Origin of the sequence: Bacillus paramobilis (assembly GCF_038096195.1) — a bacterium.
GTDB classification, from domain to species: Bacteria; Bacillota; Bacilli; order Bacillales; family Bacillaceae_G; genus Bacillus_A; species Bacillus_A mobilis.
The window spans coordinates 862043-878360 of the sequence record NZ_CP151108.1; the positions used below are offsets into that span (position 1 = coordinate 862043).

The 16318-nt window shown below is 36.8% G+C and carries 14 protein-coding genes; 13 read left to right on the forward strand and 1 reads right to left on the reverse strand.

All coding sequences use genetic code 11. The features are described 5' to 3' along the window. The first annotated feature begins 181 nt into the window (after window positions 1-181). The 5 genes from accD to AABL52_RS04550 all read left to right on the forward strand — a co-directional run bounded on the left by accD (window position 182) and on the right by AABL52_RS04550 (window position 5500). The gene (gene accD / locus AABL52_RS04530) at window positions 182-1051 is read left to right on the forward strand and encodes an acetyl-CoA carboxylase, carboxyltransferase subunit beta (protein WP_000942872.1); all 870 of its coding nucleotides are present in this window, start codon (window positions 182-184) and stop codon (window positions 1049-1051) included. Continuing rightward, a complete protein-coding gene (gene accA / locus AABL52_RS04535; RefSeq protein ID WP_000818786.1) occupies window positions 1039-2013 on the forward strand; it encodes an acetyl-CoA carboxylase carboxyl transferase subunit alpha in 975 nt (324 codons plus the stop codon). Before accD ends, accA begins: the two co-directional genes overlap by 13 nt. 128 nt (window positions 2014-2141) lie before the next feature. Next, entirely contained in the window at window positions 2142-3101 is a 960-nt protein-coding gene (gene pfkA, locus AABL52_RS04540) for a 6-phosphofructokinase (RefSeq protein ID WP_000821161.1), read from the forward strand. A 53-nt stretch (window positions 3102-3154) separates the two neighbouring features. Further along, entirely contained in the window at window positions 3155-4912 is a 1758-nt protein-coding gene (gene pyk, locus AABL52_RS04545) for a pyruvate kinase (protein WP_001232676.1), read from the forward strand. A 198-nt stretch (window positions 4913-5110) separates the two neighbouring features. Then, complete coding sequence (locus AABL52_RS04550) at window positions 5111-5500, forward strand: FxsA family protein (RefSeq protein ID WP_000871694.1); 390 nt, start codon at window positions 5111-5113, stop codon at window positions 5498-5500. Between the two features lie 629 nt (window positions 5501-6129). On the opposite strand, the gene ytvI is transcribed toward AABL52_RS04550, so the two are convergent. After that, window positions 6130-7248 carry a sporulation integral membrane protein YtvI gene (gene ytvI / locus AABL52_RS04555; RefSeq protein WP_001081381.1) on the reverse strand — a complete coding sequence of 373 codons (1119 nt, stop codon included), beginning with the start codon at window positions 7246-7248 and terminating at the stop codon, window positions 6130-6132. A 563-nt stretch (window positions 7249-7811) separates the two neighbouring features. Between ytvI and AABL52_RS04560 the strand changes: the two genes are divergently transcribed. The 8 genes from AABL52_RS04560 (at window position 7812) to phoR (ending at window position 16060) form a co-directional block, all read left to right on the forward strand. Continuing rightward, window positions 7812-8273 (forward strand): DUF441 domain-containing protein, encoded by a 462-nt coding sequence (locus AABL52_RS04560; protein WP_000625507.1) that lies wholly within the window; start codon window positions 7812-7814, stop codon window positions 8271-8273. Window positions 8274-8659: 386 nt separating this feature from the next. Continuing rightward, on the forward strand, window positions 8660-9808 hold the full coding sequence (citZ, locus tag AABL52_RS04565; RefSeq protein ID WP_170956880.1) for a citrate synthase: 1149 nt from the start codon (window positions 8660-8662) through the stop codon (window positions 9806-9808). Between the two features lie 160 nt (window positions 9809-9968). Then, window positions 9969-11261: an NADP-dependent isocitrate dehydrogenase gene (icd, locus tag AABL52_RS04570; protein ID WP_000206899.1), complete on the forward strand. Its 1293-nt coding sequence runs from the start codon at window positions 9969-9971 to the stop codon at window positions 11259-11261. Between the two features lie 19 nt (window positions 11262-11280). Beyond that, window positions 11281-12219, forward strand: a complete 939-nt coding sequence (gene mdh, locus AABL52_RS04575) for a malate dehydrogenase (protein WP_000153242.1) — start codon at window positions 11281-11283, stop codon at window positions 12217-12219. 216 nt (window positions 12220-12435) lie between these two features. After that, a complete protein-coding gene (locus AABL52_RS04580; RefSeq protein ID WP_000914190.1) occupies window positions 12436-12909 on the forward strand; it encodes a MaoC family dehydratase in 474 nt (157 codons plus the stop codon). Window positions 12910-13199: 290 nt separating this feature from the next. Beyond that, window positions 13200-13436: a hypothetical protein gene (locus tag AABL52_RS04585; RefSeq protein ID WP_001267378.1), complete on the forward strand. Its 237-nt coding sequence runs from the start codon at window positions 13200-13202 to the stop codon at window positions 13434-13436. A gap of 148 nt (window positions 13437-13584) precedes the next feature. Continuing rightward, complete coding sequence (gene phoP / locus AABL52_RS04590) at window positions 13585-14304, forward strand: two-component system response regulator PhoP (protein ID WP_001065221.1); 720 nt, start codon at window positions 13585-13587, stop codon at window positions 14302-14304. Then, on the forward strand, window positions 14297-16060 hold the full coding sequence (gene phoR, locus AABL52_RS04595; protein WP_063262652.1) for a sensory box histidine kinase PhoR: 1764 nt from the start codon (window positions 14297-14299) through the stop codon (window positions 16058-16060). The genes phoP and phoR overlap by 8 nt, the downstream gene beginning before the upstream one ends. Window positions 16061-16318: the final 258 nt, after the last annotated feature.

A 16318-nucleotide genomic window follows, 5' to 3' on the forward strand; every position in this document is an offset into this window, starting at 1 on the left:
TAAAATTTGTCGAAATGACCATGACACGTTATGACAAACATTCTATCGCGTAGCGGTTAAAGTTAAACGTAAAGAGTGAGGTTATTAGACAGATTGAGAAGATAAGGCTAACATCAAACTTTGGTGTTAGCCCAATTTTCTTCTTGCGCTAACCTTAGCTCTCAACGAAGGGGGTCAAATTGTGCTAAGAGATTTATTCGTGAAAAAGAAAAAGTACGCTGCAATACCTTCAGAACAAGTACGAAAAGATGTACCAGATGGCGTTATGACAAAATGTCCGAAATGTAAAAAAATCATGTATACGAAAGAGGTTCTAAAAAATTTAAAAGTATGTGTGAATTGTGGATATCATCATCCTATGAATGCATGGGAACGTCTTGATAGTATATTGGACGAAGGGTCATTCCGTGAGTATGACAAAGAAATGGTTTCATTAAATCCACTCGAGTTTCCAGGATACGAAGAGAAACTAGAGAGCGATCGTAAGAAGACTGAATTGAACGAAGCGGTTGTAACTGGTGAAGGAACAATTGATGACATGCTTGTTGTTGTTGCAGTAATGGATTCTCGTTTTCGAATGGGCAGCATGGGCTCTGTTGTAGGAGAGAAAATTGCCCGTGCAGTTGAAAAAGCATACGACTTACAAGTTCCATTTATTATCTTTACTGCGTCGGGTGGTGCCCGTATGCAAGAAGGGATATTAAGTTTAATGCAAATGGCAAAAACAAGCGTAGCTTTGAAAAAGCATAGTAATGCAGGAGGGTTATTTATTTCTGTTATGACTCACCCAACGACGGGCGGGGTTTCAGCGAGTTTCGCTTCACTTGGTGATTACAATCTTGCAGAGCCAGGTGCACTTATCGGATTTGCTGGTAGACGTGTAATTGAACAAACAGTGCGTGAGAAACTACCGGAAGATTTCCAAACGGCAGAATTTTTATTAGAGCACGGTCAATTAGATGCGGTGGTGCATCGTGATGATATGAGAGAATCGCTCCGTAAGATTTTAGAAGTTCATCAAGGAGGGGAAATGGCTGTATGGCAGAGCTAGAATTTGAGAAACCAGTTGTTGAGCTAAGAAATAAGATTCGTGAACTGAAAGACTATACGAAAAACAGCCAGATGGACTTCAGTGAGGAGATTCGTATTTTGGAAGACAAGTTAGAAAAATTAGAGGAAGATATATACGGGAATATGAAAGTATGGGACCGTGTTCAAATTGCTCGTCATGCAGAACGACCGACAACGCTCGATTATATTGAGCACTTATTTACTAATTTTTTTGAATGTCATGGAGATCGCCTATTTGGCGACGATGCAGCGATTGTCGGCGGCATTGCGAAATATAAGGGGATGCCAGTAACTGTAATTGGGCATCAACGCGGAAAAGATACGAAAGAAAATATTCGTCGTAATTTTGGGATGCCTCATCCAGAAGGATATCGAAAAGCACTGCGTCTAATGAAACAAGCGGAAAAGTTTAACCGTCCTATTATTTGTTTCATTGATACGAAGGGAGCTTATCCTGGTAAAGCAGCTGAAGAACGTGGACAAAGTGAAGCGATCGCTCGTAATTTATTTGAAATGGCGGGTTTAACTGTACCTGTTATTTGTATTGTTATCGGTGAAGGTGGTAGTGGTGGTGCGTTAGGTCTTGGAGTAGGAGATTACATTCATATGCTGGAAAATTCCACGTATTCTGTTATTACACCAGAGGGTGCGGCGGCAATTCTTTGGAAAGACGCTGGTAAAGCAAAAGAAGCTGCAGAAGCGATGAAAATTACAGCATTAGATTTAAAAGAATTAGGTGTAATTGACGAAATCATTCCAGAGGCAAAAGGCGGAGCACATCGTAATATTTTAAAACAATCAGAAAATATAGATTTAATGCTTAAGAAAACTTTTGAACAATTAAGCGGAATTTCGAAAGATGAGTTAATCGAAAAACGTTATGAAAAATATATGAAAATTGGGCAAGTTTCGTTTTCAAACGCTTCCATTGGGATAAAATAATAAAAGCGTGCGTTCCTCTTCGCGAATGCACGTTTTTATTATGAAAAGACACATCTTCTCCATTGTGTTTTTATATTTTTTCGTGTTATTTTATTATAAGGCAAATAATCTTTATGAGGTGAGTACAAATGAAACGTATTGGTGTATTAACAAGTGGTGGAGATTCACCTGGTATGAATGCTGCCATTCGTGCAGTTGTTCGTAAAGCGATTTTCCATGATATTGAAGTATATGGTATTTACCATGGATACGCTGGTTTAATTTCTGGTCATATTGAAAAATTAGAACTTGGTTCTGTTGGCGATATTATCCACCGTGGTGGTACAAAATTATATACAGCAAGATGTCCTGAGTTTAAAGATCCAGAAGTACGACTAAAAGGTATCGAGCAATTAAAGAAACACGGTATCGAAGGACTTGTTGTTATTGGTGGAGATGGTTCTTACCAAGGTGCTAAAAAATTAACTGAACAAGGATTCCCATGTGTTGGTGTACCAGGTACAATCGACAATGATATTCCTGGAACAGACTTCACAATTGGTTTCGATACAGCTTTAAATACTGTTATTGATGCAATTGATAAAATTCGTGACACAGCTACATCTCATGAACGTACATATGTTATCGAAGTAATGGGACGTCATGCTGGAGATATCGCATTATGGGCTGGTTTAGCTGATGGTGCTGAAACAATTTTAATTCCAGAAGAAGAGTATGACATGGAAGATGTTATTGCTCGTCTGAAGCGTGGTAGTGAACGTGGTAAAAAACACAGTATTATCATTGTGGCTGAAGGTGTTGGAAGTGCAATTGACATCGGTAAGCATATTGAGGAAGCAACAAACTTTGATACTCGTGTAACTGTATTAGGTCACGTACAACGTGGTGGATCACCAAGTGCACAAGACCGTGTATTAGCAAGTCGTCTTGGCGCAAGAGCAGTTGAATTATTAATTGCTGGTAAAGGTGGACGTTGTGTAGGTATTCAAGATAATAAACTTGTTGATCATGACATTATCGAAGCGTTAGCTCAAAAGCATACAATCGATAAAGATATGTATCAATTATCTAAAGAATTATCCATCTAATCGGCTTAACGTCGGATATTTGGGAACGGTTTCATAATTTTCGGAGGTGCAATATGCGTAAAACTAAAATTGTATGTACTATAGGTCCTGCTAGTGAAAGTATTGAGAAATTAGAACAATTAATCGAAGCGGGTATGAACGTTGCTCGTTTAAACTTCTCTCATGGTAGCCATGAAGAGCACGGCGCTCGTATTAAAAACATTCGTGAAGCTTCAAAGAAAACTGGTAAAACAGTTGGTATCTTACTTGATACAAAAGGTCCAGAAATCCGTACTCACGACTTCGTAGACGGACAAGCTGAGCTTGTAACAGGTGCAGAAGTAGTTCTTTCTACTGAGCAAGTATTAGGTACTGCAGAGAAGTTCTCTGTATCTTATGCTGGTCTTTATGACGATGTAGACCCAGGTTCTCGTATTCTAATCGATGACGGTCTTATCGAACTAGAAGTAATCGAAAAAGCTGACGGAAACATCCGTACAAAAGTTCTTAACAGTGGAACTGTAAAAAACAAAAAAGGTGTTAACGTACCAAACGTAAGCATTAAGCTTCCTGGTATCACTGAAAAAGACGTAAAAGATATCATTTTCGGTATCGAGCAAAAAGTTGATTTCATCGCAGCTTCATTCGTGCGTAAAGCGTCTGACGTATTAGAAATCCGTGAATTATTAGAAGAGCATAACGCTCAATACATCCAAATCGTACCAAAAATCGAAAACCAAGAGGGTATCGATAACATCGATTCAATCTTAGAAGTTTCTGACGGTTTAATGGTAGCTCGTGGTGATATGGGTGTAGAAATTCCACCAGAAGAAGTGCCATTAGTACAAAAACGTCTAATCAAAAAATGTAACGTGTTAGGTAAACCAGTTATTACTGCGACACAAATGTTAGATTCTATGCAACGTAACCCACGTCCAACTCGTGCGGAAGCAAGTGACGTAGCTAACGCAATCTTCGATGGTACAGATGCAATCATGCTTTCAGGTGAAACAGCTGCTGGTCAATACCCAGTAGAAGCAGTAACAATGATGGCTAACATTGCAGTACGTGTTGAAAAATCATTACAGTATGAAGATATGTTCAAAAAACGTATTAAAGAGTTCACTCCAACAATTACAGATGCAATTAGCCAATCTGTTGCGCATACAGCACTTGCTCTTGATGTAGCTGCAATCGTAGCTCCAACAGAAAGTGGATATACTGCGAAAATGATCTCTAAATACCGTCCGAAATCTCCAATCGTAGCTGTAACATCTGATGAGCAAGTAGGACGTCGTCTTGCACTTGTTTGGGGTGTACAAGCATTTATGGCTGGAAAACGTGCAGCGTCTACTGACGAAATGTTAGATACTGCAATTCAAACAGGTATGGATGCAGGTCTAATCGGACTTGGAGACACTGTAGTAATCACTGCTGGTGTACCAGTTGCTGAAACTGGCACAACAAACTTAATGAAAATCCATGTTGTTGGTGAAGAAGTTGCAAAAGGACAAGGAATCGGTCGTAAAGCTGCAAAAGGTAAAGTAGTTGTAGCGAAAACAGCTGCTGAAGCTGTAGCGAACGTAAACAAAGGTGATATCCTTGTTACAACAAGCACTGATAAAGATATGATTCCTGCAATTGAAAAAGCTGCTGCTCTAGTTGTAGAAGAAGGCGGTCTAACAAGCCACGCGGCTGTTGTAGGTGTATCAATTGGTATTCCTGTTATCGTTGGTGTAAACGGCGTAACAGCAACTTTAAAAAATGGCCAAGAAGTAACAGTTGATGCGGCACGCGGAATTGTTTATAATGGACATGCGGAAGTGCTATAAGTAATACGGAGAGAAGGATCGGAGTCCTTCTCTTTTTTTTACACAAAAATGAGATATAACTAGCTTGAGACGTCTGAAATTGCTTTTAAAAGCTATTTATTATGAGGTTTGATATGAAAATGTATTTGGCTTTTGTGTGGTGTATATGGGCGTTGTGAGGGTGTTTAAAGTCATGGTATGTGAGAGGAGTGTGGAACTATGAAGTGGTTACTAGTCTTGTTTATTTTAATACCGGCTATTGAGATTACAGTCTTAATTGGATCGAGTCATGTAATAGGTTTGTGGTCTACGTTCGCTATGATTGTATTTACGGGTGTTGTAGGTGTCTATTTGGCGAAAAGGCAAGGATTTAAAGTACTTGGAGAGATTCAATCTAAGTTGAATAGAGGAGAAATGCCAGGAACGGCAGTACTCGATGGTATTTTTATCTTTGTAGGAGGTATTCTTTTGGTACTTCCTGGATATGTAACGGATATAATAGGTTTTATCTTTGTTCTTCCTGTGACGAGGGCTTTATTGAAGCCGTTTGTTATGAAATGGATGGAATGGAAGTTTAGAAAGAACTCTACTATTATTGTGCAGAAATAATGCTTAGATTATAGCGATCTAAGCATTATTTTTTTTGCCTGCAAAAGGATGAGGAGGGTGATTAAAGTTAAGTTAATTAAAGATGCACTTTATCCTACCTTAACATCTGGTGAGTGCAAAGGAGTTAAGTGGAAATCGGACTGCTTATGAAAGTTCATAGTCGGTGGTGGGCAAAATCCTTATTAATCGTTGTCTTACTTTATTGTATTCGCTGTGTGTTTTTGGTTGGATATGTGATTTGGGGAGTTGGTAGCTCTTAATGAGTCTGCTGCGCGAAAATTTTTGTGAACTCAAACTTGTTTTTGTATATAAAAAGAATCAATTTGCATGGAAAAGTTAGATAAGGACAGGGAAGTTATTAGTTTAAGTCTTATTCTAATTCATTTTGTATATTTATTCATTTACATAAAAAGTAATAAATGTAAGTAATAATTATGAAAAAAATAGAATAAAAATGTAAAAAGACATCGAAATATGCGTTTTTTATACAAAAAAACAAGAGAATTATCCTTTTTGGTTGCAATTCTCTTGTTGGATGTAATGAGTATGAAAAATAAGTACAAGGAATAATCAGTGGGAATTTCCCACTGATTACATGTAAGTTTTTGTTGTATATGAATTAGAAACTATTATTTTGAAGGTGAGCCTTTAATATATTTCCACAAATCATGGAATACACGAGCTTTGTGCAATGTATTAAGTAGTACTAAGGTGACTGGACCGATGATTAATCCTAAAAAGCCAAAGAGTTTGAAGCCGACAAATAGAGCAATCAGAGTTGCTAATGGATCGAGGCCGATATTAGAAGAAAGTACTTTAGGCTCCATAATTTGTCTTTGGACAATCACGACGATGTATAAGATGAGAAGACCGATGGCGAAAGCAGTGTCGCCAGTGAAAAATACGTATATAACCCAAGGAACGAAGACGGCTCCTGTTCCTAGATACGGGAGTAAATCTACAACCCCTGTAATAATTGCGATAGTAATGGCGTATGGTACGCGTAATATTAACAGTCCGATTAGTACAATAACAGTTGTCATAGATACGAGTGTAAGTTGCGCTTTAACAAAACCAAATAAAGCTTTTCTTAGATCGACAAAAATAGTTTTTCCGTAGCCATGAACACGATTGGGCAAAAATTTTCTTACTTTCTGAGCAAGACGGTGCCAATCGTAACTAATGAAGAAAGTGGCTAATAAAACGAATACAAGAACAGTTAAAGTTGTTGGTAATGCACTAATGAAATTTGTTAATCCGCTTATAATAGCAGTTAAAAGTTCTTTCATTTGTGTCGTTGCTTCGGTTCCTAAGTTTTGAATGTTTTGTGTAATCGTATAGCGCTGTGGTTCCCCAAGATGATTAAATTTAGAAATTAAATCATCATAGAGAGGCATAATATGATTAAGTGCAAATTGCTCTGCGAATTTAACGATATCTGGAAACTTTACTGTAACAAGTTGTAGTAAGTATGTTGTGGCAGATATTGCTTCTGTTACAAGATATGTAACGAGTCCGACGATAGCTCCGAATACGAGAATTAAGCTAACGAGTACTGCTAGTGCGCGAGGAAATTGTAGTTTTTGATTAAGGAAATTGACGACAGGATTAATCAAATAAGCAAATGCGAAAGCGATAATAAAAGGGTAGATAAGTCCTGACATATATAGTAATGCATAGAACCCGGCTACCGTTGCTACAATGACAAATATAAGTCGCAATATCATATATAGTAAGTTTCGGTTCAAAGATGTATACCTCCCATTCCAATTTGGATTATCCTAATTCGTTCAACTTATAACGAGTGTGTCGCCACTGATTAAAGTTTCACTTTACCCCGCATTAACGGGCAGTAAATCTCCTACCCAAAGTGCGGCTGGATTAAAGGAGTTAGATGGAGATAAACTGCCCGTAAAAGCCCGATTGGTTCAACTAATAATCAGTGGAAAATGCCCCACTGATTAAAGTTTCACTTTATGTTATAGTGGAATGATGGATTTTTCCTGCTTTTTCAGTATATGAGTGACTGTAAAGGCTTGGTGTTGATGCTTCTACTATATGGTAAAAACTTCATTTTCTCTTCTTTTTATTTTACCTGTTTCTTATTAGAAAAGAAAGGAGAGACAATCGTTTTAAAAATGTATACATGCTTAAATCTTTGATGGTGAAAGTCTCAGTTTTTCATTTTAAAATACATAAAAAAATGAAGTGGTTATTGTTGCATATACATCGATATAGCATGTATAACGATAGGTTTAAAGGTATTTTTATTTGGAAATGAGTTCATTATTTTCAGAAAGGAAGTGCAAACATGATTAGTCAGTCAACGTTATTTTTATTCATACTACTTATTATAGGACTTATTGCGAAAAACCAATCGCTTACTGTAGCTATTGGTGTGTTGTTTTTATTGAAATTTACGTTTTTAGGAGACAAAGTCTTTCCTTATCTACAAACGAAAGGGATTAACCTTGGTGTTACGGTTATTACAATAGCAGTGCTCGTACCGATTGCGACGGGGGAAATAGGTTTTAAACAACTTGGTGAAGCGGCGAAATCGTATTATGCATGGATTGCTTTAGCTTCGGGGGTAGCGGTTGCTTTGTTAGCGAAAGGCGGCGTACAATTATTGACGACGGATCCTCATATTACAACTGCGCTCGTTTTCGGTACAATTATAGCGGTTGCTTTATTTAATGGAGTTGCTGTAGGTCCATTAATTGGGGCTGGAATTGCCTACGCAGTTATGAGTATTATACAGATGTTTAAATAAGGAATTTTATAGTAATATAAAATTTTTGAATTCTTTCTGTTCACAAAAGTCAGATAATTGTTTATAATAGGATTAGAAACTTTGAAAAGTTACATAACAGCAGAGACTTTACACCAGATAAAATAAAAACAACATAAAACAATTTTATAATGATATTGTTTTATGTTGTTTTTATCATAAAACTCTTCGGAATTAATTTTCCTCACTAACTTGTTGTTTTGAGCGTGAGGATTCGGGGAGACATTCACGCTCATGCTTTCCATGTAAACAATGGACATAAGAGGGGAACATCGCAACAAATTTGCATGATCGTGCATTTTGCTTGCCTAAAGAGTGAACGGGCGTTCATAATTCAAAAGGGGAGCAAATAGATATAAGGAGCAAGGTTGGGAGAATTTTCAGGAAAAGGAGAGAATGTCATGACTGTTATTCGAGGTTTAGAAGGGGTAGTAGCAACAACATCATCTGTGAGCTCTATTATTGATGATACATTAACTTATGTTGGGTATAATATTGATGATTTAGCTGAGAATGCTACATTTGAAGAAGTAGTGTACTTATTATGGCATCGCAAGCTTCCGAATGAACAAGAACTAGCGAAATTTAAAGAGACTGTATCGGAATACTATAAAGTTCCAGGTGAGATTTTAACATATTTGAAACAAGTAGATTTAAAGATCGCACATCCGATGTCTGTTTTACGAACTGCAATTTCCATGCTATCATTATACGATGAGAGCGCTGAAATTATGGATGAAAACTCCAATTATTTGAAAGCGGTTAAATTGCAGGCTCAAGTGGGAACTTTAGTTGCTGCTTATGCAAGAATTCGTAAAGGTTTAGATGTTGTTGAGCCTAGAAACGATTTATCATTAGCTGCAAACTTCTTGTACATGTTAAATGATCGCGAGCCAAATGAAGTTGAAATTGAAGCTTTTGATAAGGCGCTTGTACTTCACGCAGATCATGAGTTAAACGCTTCTACATTTACTGCACGTGTTTGTGTAGCTACACTTTCAGATGTATATTCTGGTATTACAGCAGCAATCGGTGCGTTAAAAGGTCCTCTTCACGGCGGGGCAAATGAAAATGTAATGAAGATGTTAACTGAAATTGGCGAAGAAGAAAATGTAGAATCATATATTCATAATGCTCTTCAAAATAAAGTGAAAATCATGGGCTTTGGCCACCGTGTATATGAGCAGGGTGATCCGCGTGCAAAACATTTACGCGAAATGTCCAAGAGATTATGCGTGCTTTTAGGAGAAGACAAATGGTATAATATGTCTATCAAAATTGAAGACATTGTAACAAAAGAAAAAGGTCTTCCACCAAATGTTGATTTCTATTCAGCTTCTGTATACCATTGTTTAGGAATTGACCATGACTTATTTACACCTATTTTTGCAATTAGCCGTATGTCAGGCTGGTTAGCTCATATTCTAGAACAATATGAAAACAACCGTTTAATCCGTCCACGTGCTGATTATAATGGACCAACACATCAAGTGTATGTTCCAATTGCACAACGATAAGCGAAAAACACTATTTTGATAGTGAAAATACGCTTTCAAAAGTCTGATTTTTTCGGAAAGACGTAATGATTAGAATATTTTAATTTGAATAACGGTTTGAACTGAGGGGTTATTCCCTCAGTTTCATACATATGAAATTTCAAACATGGGGGTTATCACATTGACGACAGGTGAAAAAATTACTGTAACTAACGGTGTTATGAATGTACCAAACAATCCGATTATTCCATTTATCGAAGGAGATGGAATTGGTCCTGATATTTGGGCAGCTGCATCTCGTGTACTAGAAGCAGCAGTTGAAAAAGCTTATGATGGTGAGAAGAAAATCGTTTGGAAAGAAGTGCTTGCAGGGGAAAAAGCATTCAACCAAACAGGCGAGTGGTTACCAGAAGAAACTTTAAATTTAATCCGTGAATATTTAATCGCGATTAAAGGTCCACTTACAACTCCAGTTGGCGGTGGTATTCGTTCTCTAAACGTAGCACTTCGTCAAGAATTAGATTTATATGTATGTCTACGTCCAGTTCGTTATTTTGAAGGTGTTCCTTCACCTGTAAAACGTCCGGAAGATACTGATATGGTTATTTTCCGTGAGAATACAGAAGACATTTATGCTGGAATTGAATATGCACAAGGATCTCCAGAAGCAGAAAAAGTTCTTGCTTTCTTAAAAGAAGCAATGGGTGTTAATAAAATCCGCTTCCCAGAAACATCTGGTATTGGTATTAAACCAATCTCAGAAGAAGGGACAAAGCGTCTTGTTCGTGCTGCAATTCAATATGCAATTAACGAAAAACGTTCTTCTGTTACATTAGTTCATAAAGGAAACATTATGAAATTTACAGAAGGTGCTTTCAAAAACTGGGGTTACGAAGTAGCGGAACAAGAATTCGGCGACAAAGTATTTACTTGGGCTGAATATGACCGTATCGTTGAGAAAGATGGTAAAGATGCAGCGAATAAAGCGATGGCAGATGCTGAAGTGGCTGGAAAAATCATCGTAAAAGATTCTATTGCAGACATCTTCTTACAACAAATTTTAACTCGTCCACGTGAGTTCGATGTTGTTGCAACAATGAACTTAAACGGAGACTACATCTCTGATGCACTTGCTGCACAAGTAGGTGGAATTGGTATTGCACCTGGTGCAAACATTAACTATGTGACTGGACATGCTATTTTTGAAGCTACACACGGTACAGCTCCAAAATATGCAGGTTTAGACAAAGTAAACCCATCTTCAGTTCTTCTTTCTGGTGTATTATTATTAGAGCACTTAGGATGGAACGAAGCTGCGAAATTAGTAACTGCTTCTGTTGAGAACACAATTGCTTCAAAAGTAGTAACTTATGATTTCGCACGCTTAATGGAAGGTGCAACAGAAGTGAAATGTTCTGAGTTCGCTAATGAACTTATTAAAAACATGGATGTAGCGATAATCAAAAACGCATAATTAAAGCGGGGGGTAAATTATGACAATCAAACGCAAGAAAGTTTCAGTCATCGGTGCAGGATTTACAGGAGCAACAACAGCATTCTTATTAGCACAAAAAGAACTTGCAGATGTTGTATTAGTGGACATTCCACAACTGGAAAATCCAACAAAAGGGAAAGCGTTAGATATGTTAGAAGCGAGCCCAGTACAAGGTTTTGATGCTAACATTATTGGAACATCTGATTACGAAGATACTGCTGATTCTGACGTTGTTGTTATTACAGCAGGTATTGCGCGTAAGCCTGGTATGAGCCGTGATGACTTAGTAGCAACAAACTCTAAAATTATGAAAAGCATTACGCGCGACATTGCAAAACATTCACCAAATGCGATTATTGTTGTATTAACAAATCCAGTTGATGCAATGACATATTCTGTATTTAAAGAAGCAGGATTCCCGAAAGAGCGTGTTATCGGTCAATCGGGTGTATTAGATACAGCTCGTTTCCGTACATTTATTGCACAAGAATTAAATCTTTCTGTGAAAGATATTACAGGATTTGTTCTTGGTGGACACGGTGACGATATGGTACCTCTTGTACGTTATTCTTATGCAGGTGGCATTCCGTTAGAAACGTTAATTCCGAAAGAGCGTTTAGAAGCAATCGTAGAACGTACCCGTAAAGGTGGCGGCGAGATTGTAGGCTTATTAGGAAACGGTAGTGCATATTACGCACCAGCTGCTTCTTTAGTTGAAATGACAGAAGCAATCTTAAAAGATCAACGCCGTGTATTGCCGGCTATTGCGTACCTTGAAGGTGAATATGGTTATAGCGACCTTTACTTAGGGGTACCAGTAATTCTAGGTGGTAACGGAATTGAAAAAATTATTGAATTAGAACTTCTTGCAGATGAAAAAGAAGCGTTAGATCGCTCTGTAGAATCTGTACGTAATGTAATGAAGGTTCTTGTTTAATAATTAAATATAAGCGGAAAAAGATTCGGGGCCCCGAATCTTTTTCTACTATTTATTCAAATGTTTTTTTGGAATAATATGAAAACGCTATCATTTGGTGTATCCTATAATGAAACTATAGATTTATACTATACATTGCCCTCATCATAGTAAATTTCGGATTAGGTATCGGTTTTAGTAGGATAATAAGGTGAAAAAATCGGAGGGGGTTGTAACATGTTAAAGAAAAAAGTTCAAATTGGTCGTAGAATGGATGAAATTACAGTAGGAGAGAAATTATCTATCACTGAAAAAATTGAGGATAAAGATTTGTTATTGTACTTAGGGTTAACAAATGATGCCAATCCATTATATATTCAGCATGATTACGCATCCCAAACTCCGTATGAAAAGCCGATTGTACCAAGCATTATGCTAACGGGAATGATTACAACGGCAGTTACGAAATATTTACCAGGTCCAGGTAGTCATATTACAAGGAAGGACCTTACGTTCGTGAAGCATGTTCACCATTATGAAACGTTACAAATCCACTTTGAAGTTGTGGCTGTCTCTGAGGAGGAACATACAATTGATATGCTTGTATCTGCTCATGATGAAAAAGGAGAAACGGTTGTAAAAGGTTCCTTAACAGTAACGCCGCCTTTTAAATCAGTTTCTATTATGGAAAAAGCATTAGATAATTTTTAAAAAGTAAAAATATGAATAGCGCTAGCATACCTTTGTATAAGGGGGCTAGCGCTATTTTTAGTTAAAGAATCCTTGTGTGAATCCTTCGGCGAAATCGGAACAACCTGTTTTAATCGTGTCCCAGCTTGGGGCGTTGAATGTAAGAATGCACGTTACTATTAAAGACAGAATAGGTAGCACTAGTCGCATAATAGAGTCTCCTTATACCTTATATTTGGATTTTTAGATTAACAGTATTTACTATATCGTGATTTGATAATTGAAGTCAATTTAAGGAGTGGTTTTTTAAGATGAGATGGAAAAGAGAAGATGTTATCTTTGAAACGATAAGAGAAGCTGAAGTGTGGGCAGACGGGGTAGCGAATGAAATGTATGGAAGAGTATTTGATGGATATGAAACGCTAGACTATAAAATAGCGTATGCTCTTGCATTTTTGTTAGCGCAAAATCGAGAATTTAATATTTATACGAATGTGGAATTTAATAATGATATAGAAGTGTATAAAGTATGGATAACAACACGTTAATTGGAGTGAATGAGTAATAACAATAGCACAATCTGAATCCATGTATAGACAATTATATTGAGAGGGACCTTGTTTTCTAGTATGATGAGAATAACGGGGAAAATACTAGGATGAAGAAGGTTTCAAGTCTATAACTTGGAGGAAAAGAATGAACAATCGTATTTTAGTAGTTGATGATGAGGAATTTATCTTAACTTTAATTGAATTTAATCTACAACAAGCTGGGTTTGAAGTGATAACAGCGATGGATGGAGAAATGGCGCTTCAAAAAGCGACAACAGAACGCCCAGATTTAATTATATTAGATTTAATGCTTCCAAAAATGGATGGTATGGAAGTATGTAAAGAATTACGATTGCAGCGCGTTATGACGCCGATTTTAATGTTAACAGCAAAAGATGATGAATTTGATAAGGTGCTAGGTCTTGAACTTGGGGCAGATGATTATATGACGAAGCCATTTAGCCCAAGGGAAGTTGTTGCGCGTGTGAAGGCAATTTTGCGCCGCACGAAATTGCAACAAGAAGAACAAGTTAAAGATACATCAGATGAAGAGAGCATCACAATTGCTGAACTTAAAATTTTGCCAGAATTTTATGAGGCTTATTTCCAAGGAAGAAAGCTTGAATTAACACCAAAAGAATTTGAACTACTTGTTTATCTTGCGAAAAATAAAAGTCGCGTGTTGACACGTGATCAATTATTAAGTGCTGTATGGAACTATGATTTTGCCGGTGATACACGAATTGTTGACGTTCATATTAGCCATTTGCGCGATAAAATTGAACAAAATACGAAAAAACCGACGTACATTAAAACGATACGTGGTTTAGGATATAAATTAGAGGAGCCAAAAGGGGATGAATAAATTTCGTTCCAGGCTTCTTTTTACATTTGTTTCTCTTATTGTTTTTATTTTAGTTGGACTAGGTTTATTGCTGGAAACTGTGTTTGAAAACTACTATATAGAACATGCCAAAGAGAGAATGGTAAAAGAGACAGAGTATGTTGCAGTATTAGCAGAAGAACAGGGTTTTGATGATGTTTTAAAAAATCCATATGTATTTGAAAAGTTAGAAGAAAAAATACAGGCTTCTATTGCATTTGTAGATGAAAAAAAGAAAGTACAATATAGCGGCGGAGAACAGTCTGCGTTTAGCCAAGGGATAATGAAAGAACTTACTTCTGAAACAACGAAACAAAGAAATAAAGTCATTACGAAAGAAACAGATCAGAATAATGAATTTTACCATGCGGTTTTCGTTCAAGATGTGGCAGGAAAACAAGGGTATATTTTGGTGAAAAGTACAATTGAGCCTTTGAAAGCTGTTCATCAAAAAACGTGGGGATTATTAATTATCGGATTTGTTATCGCTTGTCTCGTAGTCGTATTTTTAGGTATGAAAATTACAGGGCAATATATTAGGCCAATTGAATCCGTTACGAAAGTTGCTATCGAATTAGCGAAGGGAAATTATAAAGCACGCGCTTATGAAAGTCATTCAGATGAAACAGGAATGCTGAGTAAAGCGATTAATATTTTAGCCCGGAATTTACAAGAGATGACACTTGAGCAAGAAATGCAACAAGATCGTCTGCATACGTTAATTGAAAATATGGGCAGCGGAATGATTTTAATTGATAGCCGCGGTTATATAAACCTTGTAAACCGTTCGTATAAGGAGACTTTCCACGTAACAGATGAAGAATATTTAGATCGTTTATATTATGAATCGTTTCATCATACAGAAATTATAGAGCTCGTGGAAGAAATCTTTATGACAGAAGTGAAAGTGCGTAAACAAATGTTATTGCCGCTTGGAATTGAGCGAAAGCATTTCGAAGTATATGGAGCACCAATTATCGGGACGAACCATGAATGGAAAGGGATTGTCCTTGTATTCCATGACATTACTGAGCTAAAGAAATTAGAACAAATGAGAAAAGACTTTTTAGCGAATGTTTCTCATGAACTAAAGACACCTATTACTTCTATTAAAGGTTTTTCAGAAACGCTCTTGGACGGTGCGATGGATAATAAAAAATTCTGCGAACATTTCTTGCACATTATTTTAAAAGAAAGTGAACGCATGCAAGGGTTAATTGAAGATTTATTAGATTTATCAAAGATTGAGCAACAAGGATTTAAATTGAGTATGGGGACCGTTGATATGAAGGGACTTCTTGAAGACATTCATATGGTGCTTGATAACAAAGCAGGAGAAAAAGAAATTTCTTTACAAGTAAATGCGCTAAAAGGAGTCTCGGTCATTGGAGATCCGAGTCGTTTGAAGCAAATCTTTATTAATTTAATAAATAACGCAATCGTATACACGCCGGCTGGAGGCGTTGTTTCTGTAGAATTAGCAGAAGATAAATATAATGCTTATATAAAAGTATCGGATACGGGAATTGGTATTAGTAAAGATGAAATTCCGCGTATTTTTGAACGCTTTTACCGAGTGGATAAAGCGAGAAGTAGAAATACTGGTGGTACAGGCCTTGGGTTATCAATTGTAAAGCATTTAGTTGAGGCGCATCACGGTACGATTACAGTGGATAGTGAAGTTGGGGAAGGGACAACATTTACAGTTGTTTTACCAAAATCAGCAACCGAAAAATAGGATGAAGGATGTTTACAATATATTAACAATGGCTTAATTAAATATTAATAAAGCTCTGTTAATATAATACATGAAAACCCCTTCATCCAAGGAGTAATTTTGGACGAGAATAGTTATGCTGTTCTCGTCACTTCCCTTTTATATTAGTAAACGTTTGTATATATAATAGAAAATAGCCGTTATTTTTCTTCTCTCTATTAGTCATGTTAATATAGAGAGAGGAAAGGAACGGTTTTTTTCTGTGAAAAAAATCATTTC

Bases quoted from the DNA above. Each gene is read 5' to 3' on its own strand.
- accA (WP_000818786.1), top strand. From the start codon at position 1,039: ATGGCAGAGCTAGAATTTGAGAAACCAGTTGTTGAGCTAAGAAATAAG.
- pfkA (WP_000821161.1), top strand. From the start codon at position 2,142: ATGAAACGTATTGGTGTATTAACAAGTGGTGGAGATTCACCTGGTATG.
- pyk (WP_001232676.1), top strand. From the start codon at position 3,155: ATGCGTAAAACTAAAATTGTATGTACTATAGGTCCTGCTAGTGAAAGT.
- AABL52_RS04550 (WP_000871694.1), top strand. From the start codon at position 5,111: ATGAAGTGGTTACTAGTCTTGTTTATTTTAATACCGGCTATTGAGATT.
- AABL52_RS04560 (WP_000625507.1), top strand. From the start codon at position 7,812: ATGATTAGTCAGTCAACGTTATTTTTATTCATACTACTTATTATAGGA.
- mdh (WP_000153242.1), top strand. From the start codon at position 11,281: ATGACAATCAAACGCAAGAAAGTTTCAGTCATCGGTGCAGGATTTACA.
- AABL52_RS04580 (WP_000914190.1), top strand. From the start codon at position 12,436: ATGTTAAAGAAAAAAGTTCAAATTGGTCGTAGAATGGATGAAATTACA.
- AABL52_RS04585 (WP_001267378.1), top strand. From the start codon at position 13,200: ATGAGATGGAAAAGAGAAGATGTTATCTTTGAAACGATAAGAGAAGCT.
- phoP (WP_001065221.1), top strand. From the start codon at position 13,585: ATGAACAATCGTATTTTAGTAGTTGATGATGAGGAATTTATCTTAACT.
- phoR (WP_063262652.1), top strand. From the start codon at position 14,297: ATGAATAAATTTCGTTCCAGGCTTCTTTTTACATTTGTTTCTCTTATT.